General features: G+C 58.3%; 13 protein-coding genes. 1 reads left to right on the top strand and 12 read right to left on the bottom strand.

The annotated features are described in order from the left end of the window. Positions 1–129: 129 nt before the first annotated feature. The 8 genes from tolA to cydA form a co-directional block, all read right to left on the bottom strand. The gene (gene tolA, locus V8N38_RS06040) at positions 130–1356 is read right to left on the bottom strand and encodes a cell envelope integrity protein TolA (protein WP_060440506.1); all 1227 of its coding nucleotides are present in this window, start codon (positions 1354–1356) and stop codon (positions 130–132) included. An 81-nt stretch (positions 1357–1437) separates the two neighbouring features. Next, the gene (gene tolR / locus V8N38_RS06035; protein ID WP_004939859.1) at positions 1438–1866 is read right to left on the bottom strand and encodes a colicin uptake protein TolR; all 429 of its coding nucleotides are present in this window, start codon (positions 1864–1866) and stop codon (positions 1438–1440) included. 12 nt (positions 1867–1878) lie between these two features. Continuing rightward, positions 1879–2562, bottom strand: coding sequence for a Tol-Pal system protein TolQ (gene tolQ / locus V8N38_RS06030; protein WP_004939862.1), 684 nt, complete (start codon positions 2560–2562; stop codon positions 1879–1881). Continuing rightward, a complete protein-coding gene (ybgC, locus tag V8N38_RS06025) occupies positions 2559–2963 on the bottom strand; it encodes a tol-pal system-associated acyl-CoA thioesterase (RefSeq protein WP_025160034.1) in 405 nt (134 codons plus the stop codon). The genes tolQ and ybgC overlap by 4 nt, the downstream gene beginning before the upstream one ends. A gap of 130 nt (positions 2964–3093) precedes the next feature. Next, a complete protein-coding gene (gene ybgE, locus V8N38_RS06020) occupies positions 3094–3390 on the bottom strand; it encodes a cyd operon protein YbgE (protein WP_038877538.1) in 297 nt (98 codons plus the stop codon). After that, positions 3390–3503 (bottom strand): cytochrome bd-I oxidase subunit CydX, encoded by a 114-nt coding sequence (gene cydX / locus V8N38_RS06015; RefSeq protein ID WP_004939868.1) that lies wholly within the window; start codon positions 3501–3503, stop codon positions 3390–3392. The genes ybgE and cydX overlap by 1 nt, the downstream gene beginning before the upstream one ends. A gap of 17 nt (positions 3504–3520) precedes the next feature. Beyond that, entirely contained in the window at positions 3521–4660 is a 1140-nt protein-coding gene (gene cydB, locus V8N38_RS06010; protein WP_019454033.1) for a cytochrome d ubiquinol oxidase subunit II, read from the bottom strand. 14 nt (positions 4661–4674) lie between these two features. After that, the gene (cydA, locus tag V8N38_RS06005; protein ID WP_019454034.1) at positions 4675–6243 is read right to left on the bottom strand and encodes a cytochrome ubiquinol oxidase subunit I; all 1569 of its coding nucleotides are present in this window, start codon (positions 6241–6243) and stop codon (positions 4675–4677) included. A 683-nt stretch (positions 6244–6926) separates the two neighbouring features. Between cydA and V8N38_RS06000 the strand changes: the two genes are divergently transcribed. Continuing rightward, on the top strand, positions 6927–8825 hold the full coding sequence (locus V8N38_RS06000; protein WP_147839430.1) for a bifunctional metallophosphatase/5'-nucleotidase: 1899 nt from the start codon (positions 6927–6929) through the stop codon (positions 8823–8825). A gap of 72 nt (positions 8826–8897) precedes the next feature. On the opposite strand, the gene sucD is transcribed toward V8N38_RS06000, so the two are convergent. The 4 genes from sucD to sucA form a co-directional block, all read right to left on the bottom strand. Then, positions 8898–9770, bottom strand: a complete 873-nt coding sequence (gene sucD / locus V8N38_RS05995; RefSeq protein ID WP_004939878.1) for a succinate--CoA ligase subunit alpha — start codon at positions 9768–9770, stop codon at positions 8898–8900. Continuing rightward, positions 9770–10936: an ADP-forming succinate--CoA ligase subunit beta gene (gene sucC, locus V8N38_RS05990; protein WP_025301883.1), complete on the bottom strand. Its 1167-nt coding sequence runs from the start codon at positions 10934–10936 to the stop codon at positions 9770–9772. The genes sucD and sucC overlap by 1 nt, the downstream gene beginning before the upstream one ends. 122 nt (positions 10937–11058) lie before the next feature. After that, positions 11059–12276, bottom strand: a complete 1218-nt coding sequence (gene odhB, locus V8N38_RS05985; RefSeq protein WP_033637469.1) for a 2-oxoglutarate dehydrogenase complex dihydrolipoyllysine-residue succinyltransferase — start codon at positions 12274–12276, stop codon at positions 11059–11061. A gap of 64 nt (positions 12277–12340) precedes the next feature. Beyond that, positions 12341–15148, bottom strand: a complete 2808-nt coding sequence (gene sucA, locus V8N38_RS05980; RefSeq protein WP_004939884.1) for a 2-oxoglutarate dehydrogenase E1 component — start codon at positions 15146–15148, stop codon at positions 12341–12343. Positions 15149–15198: the final 50 nt, after the last annotated feature.

Raw genomic sequence — 15198 nt, 5'->3', positions numbered from 1 at the left:
ATCTCCCTTATCCAGGCGGGATGCCTGCGATAAATTAGCAGAATTTTAACAAACCAACTTACGTAAAACTACATAATCCCTGTTGGTTACCTTAGTACATCCCTGTGATATCACTCACTCAATCAACCGTTATTGCGGCTTGAATTCAAGTATAGAATTCTTAAAGTGCTGATAAACGGCATCGCTCGGCGGCTTCGGTATATGCGCCAACTTGGCGGCAGACACTGCTGCTTGACACAGAGCAGGATCTCCCCCCGCCGCTTGTACGCTTATCAGCAGGCCGTCCGGTGCCAGCTTGATACGCAGGTCGCAGGTTTTGCCGGCGAACGAACTGGCGTCATAGAACTTGCTCTGAATCGCCCCTTGAATCTGCCCCATATAACCGCTGATATCCGCCCCGCTGGCCCCAGCCGCTTTGGCATTGCCCTGCCCGGCCGGTTTACCGTCGCCTTTCGATTTAGCACCGCCGCCTTTCGGCGCGTTCTTGCCGTCCGCCAGGCCGCCAAACAGATCGCTAACTTCATCCGATTGTTTCGCAGCCTCAGCGGCAGCCTTCTTCTTGGCATCCGCAGCGGCTTTTTTGGCGGCAGCCGCTTTCTCGGCCGCAGCTTTCTTCTCTGCCTCGGCGGCAGCCTTCTTCTCGGCTTCCGCTGCGGCTTTTTTCTCAGCTTCAGCGGCCGCTTTCTTCTCCGCGGCCTCTGCGGCTTTTTGCTCTGCGGCAGCCGCCGCGGCTTTCTTCGCCTCTTCCGCCTGTTTCTTGGCGGCGGCAGCGGCGGCCGCTTCTTTCTTGGCTTCCGCTTCGGCTTTCTTCTGCGCGTCCGCCTGTGCCTTGGCGACCTTTTCCGCTTCGGCCTTCGCCTTGGCGGCGGCGGCTTCGGCGACCTTCTGTTGCTCTTTGGCCTTGGCTGCGGCGGCTTCCGCCGCTTTTTGCTGCTCGGCGGCCTGTTTCTGCTGCTCCGCTGCCTTCTGCTGTTGCTCAGCCTGCGCCTTGGCGTCCTGCGCAGCTTTCTCCTGCGCCGCCAAACGCTCTTTCTCCAGCTCCTTCAGGCGCTGCTGTTGCTCCGCCTGCTTCTGCTGAAGCTCTTCGGCCTGTTGCTCCGCCTTTTTCTGGCGCTGCTTCTCGGCACGCTGCGCATCGTTGCTCTGCTGCTGCTGGCGGTTGTATTGCTCCACCACCGCGCCAGGATCGACCATCACTGCGCCCACCACGGTGCCATCACCGCCACCGCCGGCGCCCATGTCGACCTTTTCCTGCAGCGATCCCCAAATCAGCAGGGCAATCAATATGAAGTGCAGAACGACCGAAACAATAACGGCGCGGTTCAGCTTATCGTTTTGCTCAGTTGCCTTTACCAAAATAGATTCCCAAAAACTGGTGTTGCTTATACGGGGTTCCTGGGCCGCAGCGCAGGAACCGGGTTGCCGTTCGCCTTACGGTCAGATCGGCTGGGTCATCAGCCCCACGGAAGCCACGCCCGCCTGATGGAGAATATTCAATGCCTTGATAATCTCATCGTAAGGGACTTCCTTCGCACCGCCGATCAAAAAGACCGTTTTCGGGTTAGCCGCCAAACGCGACTTGGCTTCGGCCGCGACTTGCTCAGGCGGCAGCAGCTCCATACGGTTGTGATCCACCACCAGGGTGTATTGACCTACGCCGGAAACCTCGAGGATCACCGGCGGATTGTCATCGCTGGACACCGTTTTGGAATCGGTGGCGTCCGGCAGGTCAACCTCCACGCTCTGCGTGATGATTGGCGCGGTTGCCATAAAGATCAGCAGCAGCACCAGCAACACGTCGAGCAGCGGAACGATGTTAATTTCGGACTTCAGCTCGCGCCGACTACGTCCACGTACTCTCGCCATGCTACCTCCTACTTATTTACTGTCGCTGGAGAAGGCCTGACGATGCAGAATAGCGGTGAACTCTTCCATAAAGTTGTCGTAATTCTGCTCAAGCTTGTTGACGCGCTGGTTGAGACGGTTATAGGCCATTACCGCCGGGATGGCGGCGAACAGACCGATCGCGGTGGCGATCAGCGCTTCGGCGATACCCGGCGCCACCATCTGCAGCGTGGCTTGCTTCACCGCGCCCAGCGCGATAAAGGCGTGCATGATCCCCCACACGGTGCCGAACAGGCCGATATACGGGCTGATCGAACCGACGGTGCCGAGGAACGGAATATGGGTTTCCAGCGTTTCCAGCTCGCGGTTCATCGAAATACGCATCGCGCGCGACGCCCCTTCGATCACCGACTCCGGCGCATGGTTGTTGGCGCGGTGCAGGCGGGCGAACTCTTTGAACCCGGAATGGAAGATCTGCTCGGAACCGGTCAGGCTATCGCGACGCGCCTGACTTTCCTGGTACAGACGGGAAAGCTCGATACCGGACCAGAATTTGTCTTCAAAGGCTTCGGCGTCACGCGTCGCCGCATTGAGGATGCGGGTGCGCTGAATGATGATCGCCCAAGAGGCTACCGAGAAGCATATCAAAATCAACATGATAAGCTTAACCAGCAGGCTCGCCTTCAAGAATAAATCTAGGATGTTCATGTCAGTCACTGCTTAAACTCCGCGACAATAGACTTAGGAAGCGCTCTTGGCTTCATTTGGTGTGGATCAATACAGGCAATCAGGACATCTGCCTGGCTCAGTAGGGCCCCGTCAGAATTGACAATGCGTTGAGCAAACGTGAGAGAAGCCCCGCGCAGACAGGTGATTTCGCTCTGGACCTCCAGTTGCTCGTCGAGACGAGCCGGAGCCAGATAATCCACCGTCATGCGCCGGACGACAAAAGCGACTTGTTCACTGAGCAGCTGCTGTTGATGAAAGTTGTGCTGACGCAGCATCTCTGTGCGCGCTCTTTCAAAAAAGGCGACGTAGCGGGCGTGATAGACCACACCACTGGCATCGGTATCCTCGTAGTAAACGCGAACCGGCCATCGAAACAACGTATTACTCACTCTACTTCCCAGCAATGCAATTTAACGCTGCTACTATACGCAAGACGGATCGGGTTGGGAATGGGTTACAAGATGGGAATGAAAATAATTATGGGCCGTGAGGGCCCATAACGTGGGGACATCAGGGAGATTATAAAGAAACGTAAAGTAATCCTGCGCACAGGATCACAATTGCGGGAAGCGGCGCGAAAAAAGCGCGCCAGATGCTACGCTGCGGGCGGAATCCGAAACCGTGGATCACCCCGGCGCACACCGCCCAAATCAGCAGCAGCCCTTCCCAAATCTCCAGCGAGCTGGTTTTGGCGGCGAAACGCGTCGGATCCCAGAACACGCACCCCGCCAAAATCAACGCCAACACCAGGGAAAGGGCCCGGATCGGGCCCTTGTCGGTGACAGCGTACAGCTTGTCAATCACGGACGAGCTCATCACTTACCGTCTTGCTGAGCTTTGGTCGCTTCGCTCTGCTCAAGCGCCAGCGCCGTGATGATGCCGAAGGCGCAGGCAAGAAGCGTTCCGAGAATCCAGGCAAAATACCACATGGTTTAGCTCCTTATCCTTAGTACAGCGAATGCTTGTTGTTTTCGATGTAGTTCTTGTCGAGGCGACCGAACATTTTGTAGTACGACCAGCTGGTGTACGCCAAAACGATAGGCACGAAGATCGCCGCCACGACGGTCATCACTTTCAGCGTCAACAGGCTCGACGTCGCGTCCCACATGGTCAGGCTGACGTTAGGCACGGTGCTGGACGGCATCACGAACGGGAACATGGTGACCCCGGCGGTGAGGATGACGCAGGCGATGGTCAGCGACGAGGTGACGAACGCCAGTGCGCCTTTCTCCAGACGCGAGAACAGGATGGTGAACAACGGCAGCACCACGCCCAGCGCAGGCAACGCCCACAGCAGCGGATACTTGTTGAAGTTGATCAACCAGGCACCGGCCTGATGCGCCACTTCTTTACGCATCGGGTTGGATTCCGCCAGGGTGTCCAGCGCCGACGTCACGACGAAGCCGTCGATGCCTTTCACCAGCCATACGCCCGCCAGCAGGAAGCATACCGCCATGATCAGCGTCGCGATCTGCGCCGCAGCGCGTGAACGCAGGTGGATCTCGCCGGTGGTGCGCATTTGCAGGTAGGTCGCCCCCTGGGTAACCAGCATGGTCAGGCTGACCACGCCCGCCAACAGACCGAACGGATTCAGCAGTTGGAAGAAGTTGCCGGTATAGAACAGGCGCATGTACTCGTCCATGTGGAACGGCACGCCCTGCAGCAGGTTGCCGAACGCCACGCCGAATACCACGGCAGGCACGAAGGAGCCGATGAAGATGCCCCAGTCCCACATGTTGCGCCAGCGGCTGCTCTCCAGCTTGGAGCGGTAGTCGAAACCGACCGGGCGGAAGAACAAGGCGGCCAGCACCAGGATCATGGCAACGTAGAAGCCGGAGAAGGCCGCTGCGTAGACCATCGGCCAGGCGGCGAACAGCGCGCCGCCGGCGGTGATCAGCCACACCTGGTTACCGTCCCAGTGCGGGGCGATGGAGTTGATCATCACCCGGCGCTCGGTATCGGTTTTCCCGATGATGCGCACCAGAATGCCGACGCCCATGTCGAAACCGTCGGTGACGGCGAAGCCGATCAGCAGTACGCCAACCAGGACCCACCAAATAAATCGCAGTACTTCATAGTCAAACATACGTGGACTCCTGTTTAGCGCGCTTCCTGCACGGCGGCAGTCGGTTGTTCAAAGTGATAGCGGCCGGTTTTCAGGCTGCTTGGACCCAGACGCGCAAACTTGAACATCAGGTACAATTCAGCCACCAGGAACAGGGTGTACAAGCCGCAGATCAGCCCCATCGAGAACAGAATGTCGCCCGCGGTCAGCGAAGAGTTGGCGACCGCCGTCGGCAGCACCTCACCAATCGCCCACGGTTGACGGCCGTATTCCGCCACGAACCAGCCGGACTCGATCGCGATCCAAGGCAGCGGCAAACCGTACAGTGCCGCGCGGTGCAGCCATTTTTTCTGGCCGATGCGGCCGCGGATCACGTTCCAGAACGACAGGCCGATGATCAACAGCATGATCACGCCACAGGCCACCATGATGCGGAAGGCGAAGTACAGCGGCGCCACGCGCGGAATGGAGTCCTTGGTCGCCAGCTGGATCTGCGCTTCCGTCGCGTCGGTGACGTTCGGGGTATAGCGCTTCAGCAGCATGCCGTAGCCCAGGTCTTGCTTGGTTTTGTTGAATTCGGCGCGCACCGCAGGATCGGTGTTGCCGCCGCGCAGCTCTTCCAGCAGCTGGTAGGCTTTCATCCCGTTGCGGATACGCACTTCATGCTGCGCCATCAGATCTTTCAGGCCGGTGACCTGAGTGTCCGTGGAGCGGGTGGCGATCAGGCCAAGCGCATACGGGATCTGAATAGAGAAGGAGTTTTCCATCTTGTCCTGATCGGGAATGCCGAACAGGGTGAAGGACGCCGGCGCCGGTTGGGTGTCCCATTCCGCTTCGATAGCGGCCAGTTTGGTTTTCTGCACGTCGCCCATTTCGTAGCCGGATTCATCACCCAGAACGATAACGGACAGAATGGCAGCCATACCGAAGCTGGCAGCGATGGCGAAGGAGCGCTTGGCGAAGGCGATGTCGCGGCCTTTCAGCAGGTAGTAGGAGCTGATGCCCAGAACGAACATCGCGCCACAGGTGTAGCCGGAAGCCACGGTGTGAACGAATTTCACCTGCGCAACCGGGTTAAGCACCAGTTCGGAGAAGCTGACCATCTCCATGCGCATGGTTTCGAAGTTGAAATCCGAAGCGATCGGGTTCTGCATCCAGCCGTTGGCGACCAGGATCCACAGCGCGGACAGGTTGGAGCCGAGGGCCACGAACCAGGTTACCGCCATGTGCTGCACCTTGCTCAGACGATCCCAGCCGAAGAAGAACAGGCCGACCAGCGTCGATTCAAGGAAGAACGCCATCAGACCTTCGATAGCCAGAGGGGCCCCGAAGATATCGCCGACGTAGTGAGAGAAATACGACCAGTTAGTCCCGAACTGGAACTCCATGGTCAAACCGGTGGCCACACCCAGAGCAAAGTTAATCGCAAATAACTTTCCCCAGAATTTGGTCATGTCTTTATAGATTTGTTTGCCAGACAGGACATATACCGTTTCCATAATTGCCAGCAAGAACGCCATACCGAGCGTTAATGGGACAAATAAGAAATGGTACATCGCCGTTAAAGCAAACTGTAAGCGCGACAGTTCGACAATATCAAACATCTTGACTCCTTGCTCCTCGCAGGAAGACTCCGACACGCGGTTATCGGCACGCCTCTTTCAAAGCCGCCAGTAACGCCCCGCAGTGAATGCCCTTAAACACAACAAATTTGATCCAGCTTCTCCGCTTTCAACCGCACACTCGGCCAATAGCCCCTCGGGCCGCCGACAAGCACGCCACTGAAAACCGACAACGGGTAACAAATGCAACAAGATCAACCATCCATAATCACAACATGGATGATACTCGCCCAATCCCACACAATAAATAGGTTTTTACGTGACGTGGGTTAGACTTTTGGTTACAGGTCAAATCTTAGCCGAAAGAGGTACTTCGGGCTAATTTGATCTGAGACAATTTAAGCCTATCCGCATCTTATTTCCATATTCATCAGCACATTTCGCATAATTTTCTTAGGGTCATGTTGCGCAATGGTTTAATTGTTTTTTAATGATATTTTTGTGTTAAATAAATGTAATTTAAAAGGGCCGCCATTGTATTATTACGCGCTTATTATGCGACATAATTAACCTTTTATTTCCAATAAGCCGTGACAGTGATAGCAGTCACAAAACAACAAATCTCTCTCCAATATTAGTCTATTTCTCGCGATGGGATCGTAAAGGTTGCGATTTTGTAGCAAAATGACCACTTATGTTAAAATTGCATTGAGTGACAATAACTTATGAAAAAAATCATCTTTGCCTCTGTCTTGGGACTCTCGGGAAACGCCATGGCCGCCGAAACGGTAAATATCACCCTGCTGGGCACCTCCGATCTGCACGGCACCTTCGTGCCCTGGGACTACGCCAGCGACACGGAAAATCTGGCGGGCAGCCTGAGCCAGATAGCCACCCAGATCAAAAAAGTGCGGGCCGAGCAGCCCAACCTGATCCTGGTGGACGCCGGCGACACCATTCAGGGCAACTTCGTCGAAACCTTCAAGCATGAGGCCGTCAGCCCGATGATGCTGGGCCTCAACGCGCTCAATTACGATGTCTGGGTGATGGGCAACCACGAGTTCGACTTCGGCCTGCCGGTGCTGGCCACCCCGCTCAAGCAGTTCAAGGGCGCGGCGCTGGCGGGCAATATCGTCTGGGACAACGGCAAGCCCTATCTGCCCGCCTACACCATCGTCGAACGCCAGGGCGTGAAGATCGGCATTATCGGCATGGACACGCCGATGACCGCGGAATTCGCCAAGGGCACCGATCGCATCAAAGGGCTGAACTTCACCGATCCGGTGCAGGCGGTGAAACAGGTCATCAGGCAAATCGACGGCCAGGTCGACGCCATCGTGCTGGTGGCGCATATGGGCATCGACAACGAAAATCAGCGTCCCGGCACCGGCGTAGCCGACATAGCCAACGCCAACCCGGAGCTCGCGGCGATCGTCGCCGGCCATATGCATGTGAAGATCGACAAAGCGGTGGTTAACGGCGTCATCATCACCGAGCCGGATAAATACGGCCGCGCGCTGTCGCGCATCGATCTGCAGTTTGAGCGCCGCGACGGCAAGTTCACGCTGATCGACAAAAACAGCTACACCTACTCCATCAAGGGGATGACGCCGGACAGCGCCATGCAAGCGCTCTACCAGCCGTACCATGACATTCTGCGCGCCAACGCCAACCGGGTCGTGGCGAAACTGAGCGGCAGCGATCTGGTGCCCACCGACGAATTCCGCGGCATTCCCCAGGTGCACGTGCAGGATACCGGCATCAGCGCGCTGTTCCAGCAGGCCGCCCGCCACTATGCGCCGCTGGCGCAGGTGATCGCCCTACAGATCGACAACGATCGCGCCAAGCTGGACGTCGGCGACATCAAGGCCAAGGACATCGCCTTTAACTACCAATACGCCGGCGGCGAGATCACCGTGTATCAGCTCAACGGCAAAGCGCTTAAACGCTACATGGAGTGGTCCGCCGGCTACTTCAATCAGCTGCAGCCGGGCGATGTCACCTACAGCTTTAACCCGGCGCGGCGATCGTCCAAATATTCCACCAATGATTTCTTCGACGGCGTCACTTACACCATCGACCTGCGCCAACCTGCCGGCTCGCGCATCGTCGACCTGCGCCTGGCGGACGGCACGCCGGTCACCGACGATATGCCGATCCGCCTGGGCATGAACAGTTACCGTATGGGCCACCTGACGCAAAAGGGTGGTGCGCTGGAGGGGCAATCCTTCCCGGTGCTGTTCGACAGCAAAGCGCAATACGGTGAAGAAGAAGGCACTATTCGCCACCTGACTCTGCGCTACCTGACGGAGGTGAAACACGGCCACTATCAGGGCGTGCCGCCGCAGCGCTGGAAGCTGATCGGCATGGAGGGGTACGAACCGCAGCGGGCGATCGTCAAACGGCTGCTCAATGAAGGCGTTATCCAGGTACCGACCACCGACGACGGCCGCTACACCAACGTCGCGTCGATCAACGTCAAAGACGCGCTGTTCAGCAACGCCGATGATTACCGCGCCACCCTCACCTCGCTGGAGCAACAGCGCCAAGCCGCTACGGATCCGGTGCAACAGCGCCGCCTGCAGGATCGGATCGCGCTGATCAAGGCACTCAACGATTTCTGATCTTCACCCATAAAAAAGGCCACCCAATGGGTGGCCAAACATGTCGAGATATTGTTATTTCGTACTAAATTCTTAGCGCTTCAGCACCGCTTTTACCGCGTCGCCGATGTCCGCCAGGCTGCGAACGGTTTTCACGCCCGCCGCTTCCAGCGCAGCAAACTTCTCGTCCGCCGTGCCTTTGCCACCTGCGATGATGGCGCCCGCGTGGCCCATACGCTTGCCTTTCGGCGCGGTCACGCCGGCGATGTAGCCGACAACCGGTTTGGTGACGTGTTCTTTGATGTAAGCTGCCGCTTCTTCTTCAGCGCTGCCGCCGATCTCACCGATCATCACGATCGCTTCGGTCTGCGGATCCTGCTGGAACATCTTCAGGATATCGATGAAGTTGGAGCCCGGGATCGGGTCGCCGCCGATGCCCACGCAGGTAGACTGGCCCAGACCGGCATCGGTGGTTTGTTTCACCGCTTCATAGGTCAGGGTACCGGAGCGGGAAACGATGCCCACTTTGCCCGGCAGGTGGATGTGGCCAGGCATGATGCCGATTTTGCACTCGCCTGGGGTGATCACGCCAGGGCAGTTCGGCCCGATCATGCGCACGCCGGCTTCGTCCAGCTTCACTTTCACGGTCAGCATGTCCAGGGTCGGGATGCCTTCGGTGATGGTGATGATCAGTTTGATGCCGGCATCGATCGCTTCCAGGATGGAGTCTTTGCAGAACGGCGCTGGAACGTAGATGACCGAGGCCGTCGCACCGGTCGCTTCAACCGCTTCGCGCACGGTGTTGAACACCGGCAGGCCCAGGTGCTGAGTGCCGCCTTTGCCCGGGGTTACGCCGCCAACCATTTTGGTGCCGTAAGCGATAGCTTGTTCGGAGTGGAAAGTCCCCTGGCTACCGGTGAAGCCCTGGCAAATTACTTTGGTGTTCTTATCGATTAAAATGGACATTATTTACCCTCCACTGCTGCAACAACTTGCTGAGCCGCATCAGTCAGGCTGGTCGCAGCAATGATATTCAGGCCGCTGTCCGCCAGTTTCTTGGCGCCCAGTTCGGCGTTGTTCCCTTCCAAGCGCACTACGACCGGGACGTTAACGCCCACTTCGGCCACTGCGCCGATGATGCCGTCGGCGATCAGATCGCAACGTACGATACCACCGAAGATGTTAACCAGAACCGCTTTCACCTTGTCGTCGGACAGGATGATTTTGAACGCTTCGGTCACGCGCTCTTTAGTCGCGCCGCCGCCAACGTCCAGGAAGTTGGCCGGTTCGCCGCCGTGCAGTTTAACGATGTCCATGGTGCCCATCGCCAGACCGGCGCCGTTAACCATGCAGCCGATGTTGCCGTCGAGGGCAACGTAGTTCAGCTCCCACTGAGCCGCACGGGATTCGCGCTCGTCTTCCTGGGAAGGGTCACGCATTTCACGCAGTTCCGGCTGGCGGAACAGGGCGTTGCCGTCGGCGCCCAGTTTGCCGTCCAGGCACACCAGATCGCCCTGCTTGGTGATCACCAGCGGGTTGATCTCAACCATCGCCAGGTCGCGCTCCAGGAACAGCGTCGCCAGACCCATGAAGATCTTGGCGAACTGGCTGACTTGCTTACCGGTCAGGCCCAGTTTGAAAGCCAGCTCACGGCCCTGATAAGGCTGTGGACCCGCCAGCGGATCGATGGTCATTTTGTGGATCAGTTCAGGGGTTTCTTCCGCCACCTTCTCAATTTCCACGCCGCCTTCGGTAGACGCCATGAACACCACGCGACGGGTAGAACGATCCACTACCGCGCCCAGGTACAGCTCTTTATCGATGTCGGTCGCCGCTTCTACCAGGATCTGGTGAACCGGCTGGCCCAGCGCGTCAGTCTGGTAAGTCACCAGACGCTTGCCCAACCAGGCTTCCGCGAAAGCACGGATATCTTCTTTGCTGTTGACGACTTTAACGCCGCCCGCTTTACCGCGGCCGCCAGCATGAACCTGACATTTCACCACCCACGGGCCGGAGCCGATTTTGGATGCGGCTTCTTCTGCTTCACGCGGAGTGGTACAGGCGTAACCGGTTGGTGCCGGCATGCCATACCGAGCAAACAGCTGTTTTGCCTGATATTCGTGTAAATTCATGATGTTCTATCCATTCAGTTCTGAAGGTTTTTAGCCGGACCATTATTACGCGGTAAACCGCATGGTTTTCCGGCCACATAGCACAGAGTGCGGGCGCGGCATGCCGCGCCCGGCAAGGGTTACTAGACGTCCAGCAGCAGACGAGCCGGATCTTCCAGCATCTCTTTGACCGTCACCAGATAACCGACGGATTCTTTACCGTCGATCAGGCGGTGGTCATAAGACAGCGCCAGATACATCATCGGCTGGATCACCACCTGACCATTGACCGCCATTGGGCGATCTTTGATGGCGTGCATGCCCAGGATGGCGCTCTGCGGCGGGTTAATGATCGGGGTGGACATCAGGGAGCCGAATACGCCGCCGTTGGTAATGGTGAAGTTACCGCCGGTCAGCTCTTCCACGGTCAGTTTGCCGTCGCGGCCCTTAACGGCCAGCTCTTTGATTTTCTTCTCGATGTCAGCCATGCTCATGGCGTCTACATCGCGCAGTACCGGCGTCACCAGGCCGCGCGGGGTCGAAACCGCGATGCTGATGTCGAAGTAGTTGTGGTAAACCACGTCGGAACCGTCGATCGACGCGTTCACTTCCGGGAAACGCTTCAGCGCTTCAACCACCGCCTTGATGTAGAAGGACATGAAGCCCAGACGCACGCCGTGGCGCTTCTCGAAGGCTTCGCCGTACTGCTTGCGCAGGTCCATGATCGGCTGCATGTTGATTTCGTTGAAGGTGGTCAGCATCGCGGTGCTGTTCTTCGCTTCCAGCAGACGCTCGGCGACGCGTTTGCGCAGGCGGGTCATCGGCACGCGTTTTTCGCTGCGGCCGGCCAGAGCAGGCTGCGGTGCGGCTTCAGCGGCGGCGGCCGGTTTGGCAGCGGCGCCGCCTTTGGCCAGGTGCGCTTCCACGTCTTCACGCGTGATGCGGCCACCCACGCCGGTGCCCTTGATGGCGCCGGCATCGAGATCGTGTTCGGCGATCAGGCGACGAATCGCCGGGCTGAGCGCGTCATTGCTTTCTTCTTCCAGGCTCGCGGTAGCGCGCTGGGCAGGCGTGGCTTCTTTCTCTTGGCTCTTCTCAGCGGTCGGCTTGCCGGAGCTGTCGCCCGGACGGATGCGGCCGAGCAGCTGGCGAGACAGCACGGTCGCGCCCTCTTCTTCCACGATAGCATCGAGAATGCCCGCTTCACTGGCCGGCACTTCCAACACGACTTTGTCGGTTTCGATTTCAACCAGGACTTCATCACGCTGCACGCTGTCGCCCGGTTTTTTGTGCCAGGTGGCTACGGTCGCATCGGCAACCGATTCAGGAAGGTCAGGAACCAGAATATCTACGCTACTCATTTAGCTTTCCCTTAAGTTTTTTATCATCTGCTTGCCGGCCCCTCGGCCGGCAAGCGAGCGAACATTAGTCAATATTCAGCGCGTCGTTCACCAGAGCCTGCTGCTGCTTCTGGTGTACGGACATATAGCCCACCGCCGGAGAAGCGGAGGCCGGACGTCCTGCGTAACGTAAAGAAGCCCCGAACGGTACCACTTCACGGAAGTTGTGTTGGCTGCAGTACCAGGCGCCCTGGTTCAGCGGCTCTTCCTGACACCAGACGAAATCATGCACGTGCGAGTATTGTTCCAGCACGGCCTGCACGGCCTGATGCGGGAACGGATACAGCTGCTCGATACGCACGATGGCCACGTCTTTCTGCTCGTTCTTGCGACGCTGTTCCAGCAGGTCGTAGTAGACCTTACCGGAGCACAGCACGACGCGCTTGACCGCTTTCGGATCCAAGTCGTCGATCTCGCCGATCGCCGGCAGGAAGGTGCCGTTGGCCAGTTCGTCCAGCGAAGAAATCGCCAGCGGGTGACGCAGCAGCGACTTCGGCGACATCACCACCAGCGGACGGCGCATACCGCGCAGCGCCTGACGACGCAGCATATGGTAAACCTGCGCCGGCGTGGACGGGACGCACACCTGCATGTTCTGCTCTGCGCACAGCTGCAGATAGCGTTCCAGACGCGCGGAAGAGTGCTCTGGGCCCTGGCCTTCATAGCCGTGCGGCAGCAGCATCACCAGGCCGCACATACGGCCCCATTTTTGCTCGCCGGAGCTGATGAACTGGTCGATAACGACCTGCGCGCCGTTGGCGAAGTCGCCGAACTGCGCTTCCCAGATGGTCAGCGTGCGCGGTTCCGCCGTCGCGTAGCCGTATTCGAACGCCAGCACCGCTTCTTCGGACAGCACGGAGTCCCAGACCTTGAATTCGCCCTGGCCGCTGTGGATGTTCGCCAGCGGAACGTAGACGGAACCGTTTTTCTGGTTGTGCACCACCGCGTGGCGGTGGAAGAAGGTACCGCGGCCGGCGTCTTCGCCGGAGATGCGGATTGGAATGCCTTCATCCGCCATGGTCGCGTAGGCCAGCGTTTCGGCGGCGCCCCAGTCGAACGGCTTGTTGCCCGCCGCCATCTCGGCGCGGTCCGCGTAGATTTTCGCCACGCGCGACTGCATTTCGATCGCTTCCGGCACGGTGCTGATGCGGCGGCCCAGCTCCTGCAGGCGCTTCATCTCAACCTTGCTCGGGTACTCTTCGTCCCACTCGTGGTTCAGGTACGGAGACCAGGTGAAAGAGTGCAGGTTCATCGGACGCCACTCTTCAACCACGCAATCGCCGCGGTCGAGCGCGTCGCGGTACAGGTTGACCATTTCCGTGGCATCTTCCAGGCTGGCCACTTTCTGCTCGGTCAGAACGTCAGCGTAGATTTTGCGCGGCGTAGGGTGTTTCTTGATCTTCTGATACATCACCGGCTGGGTGGCGCTCGGCTCGTCGGCCTCGTTGTGCCCATGGCGACGGTAGCAGACCAGATCGATCATCACGTCACGCTTAAAGGTGTTACGGAAATCCAACGCCAGGCGGGTGACAAAGGCCACGGCCTCCGGATCGTCCGCGTTAACGTGGAAGATCGGCGACTGAACCATTTTGGCGATGTCGGTGCAGTATTCGGTAGAGCGCGCATCCAGCGGGTTGGAGGTGGTGAAACCAACCTGGTTGTTGATGACGATACGCACGGTGCCGCCCACTTCGTAGCCGCGAGCCTGAGACATGTTCAGGGTTTCCTGAACCACGCCCTGGCCGGTGATGGCGGCATCGCCGTGGATGGTGATCGGCAGCACCATGTTGCTGCGCGCTTCATCCAGACGATCGCGACGGGCGCGAACCGAGCCCATGACCACCGGGCTGACGATCTCCAGGTGCGACGGGTTGAACGCCAGCGCCAGGTGAACCATGCCGCCTTCGGTTTCCACGTCGGAGGAGAAGCCCTGGTGATATTTCACGTCACCGGTACCGAGGTGTTCTTTATGCTTGCCGGCGAATTCGTCGAACAGATCGGCCGGCTTTTTGCCCAGTACGTTGATCAGCACGTTCAGACGGCCGCGGTGGGCCATGCCCAACACCACTTCGCGCGTGCCGTTCTTACCGGCGTGGCGCACCATCTCTTTCAGCATCGGCACCAGCGCGTCGCCGCCTTCCAGCGAGAAGCGTTTAGCGCCCGGGAATTTGGCGCCCAGGTAACGTTCCAGGCCTTCCGCCGCGGTCAGCTCGTTCAGGAAACGGCGTTTTTCGTCGGCGGTAAAGCTGGCGCGCCCCACCACCGACTCGATGCGCTGTTGGATCCAGCGTTTCTCTTCGGTGTTGGTGATGTGCATGTACTCAGCACCGATCGACCCGCAATAGGTCTGCTTCAGCGCGGCGTACAGATCGCCCAGCTTCATGGTTTCTTTGCCGATGGCGAAAGAGCCCACGTTGAAGGTTTCCTGGAAATCGGCTTCGGTCAGGTTGTGGTAAGCGGGATCAAGGTCAGGAACTTGCTCGCGCTGCCACAGGCCGAGCGGATCGAGGTTGGCATGCTGATGCCCGCGGAAGCGGAAGGCGTTGATCAGCTGCAGTACCTTGACCTGTTTGGCGTCGGTTTCCGGATCGGTGATGGTGGTGTTATAGCGCGCGGAGTCTTTCGCCAGGCGGCGGAAGTAATCGCGCGTTTGAGAGTGAAGCTGATCGGGTTTGACACCCGCGGTTGGTAGCTGTTGAAAAATGGAACGCCAGCTATCTTCAACGGAACCCGGATCGGTTAAGAAGTCTTCATAGAGCTGCTCTATGTAAGACTGGTTCGCGCCCGCCAGATAGGAGGAATCCAGCCAGGCCTTCATTGCGCCGTTCTGCATCATGATCCCTTAAGCTTTGAAGCTTTAGTTTTCGCCGTGGTTAACATAAT

This window comes from Serratia nevei (genome assembly GCF_037948395.1).
In the GTDB taxonomy this organism is placed as follows: domain Bacteria; phylum Pseudomonadota; class Gammaproteobacteria; order Enterobacterales; family Enterobacteriaceae; genus Serratia; species Serratia nevei.
The sequence above is the reverse complement of the archived record's forward strand: the minus strand, read 5'-3'. Positions and strand labels throughout refer to the sequence as shown.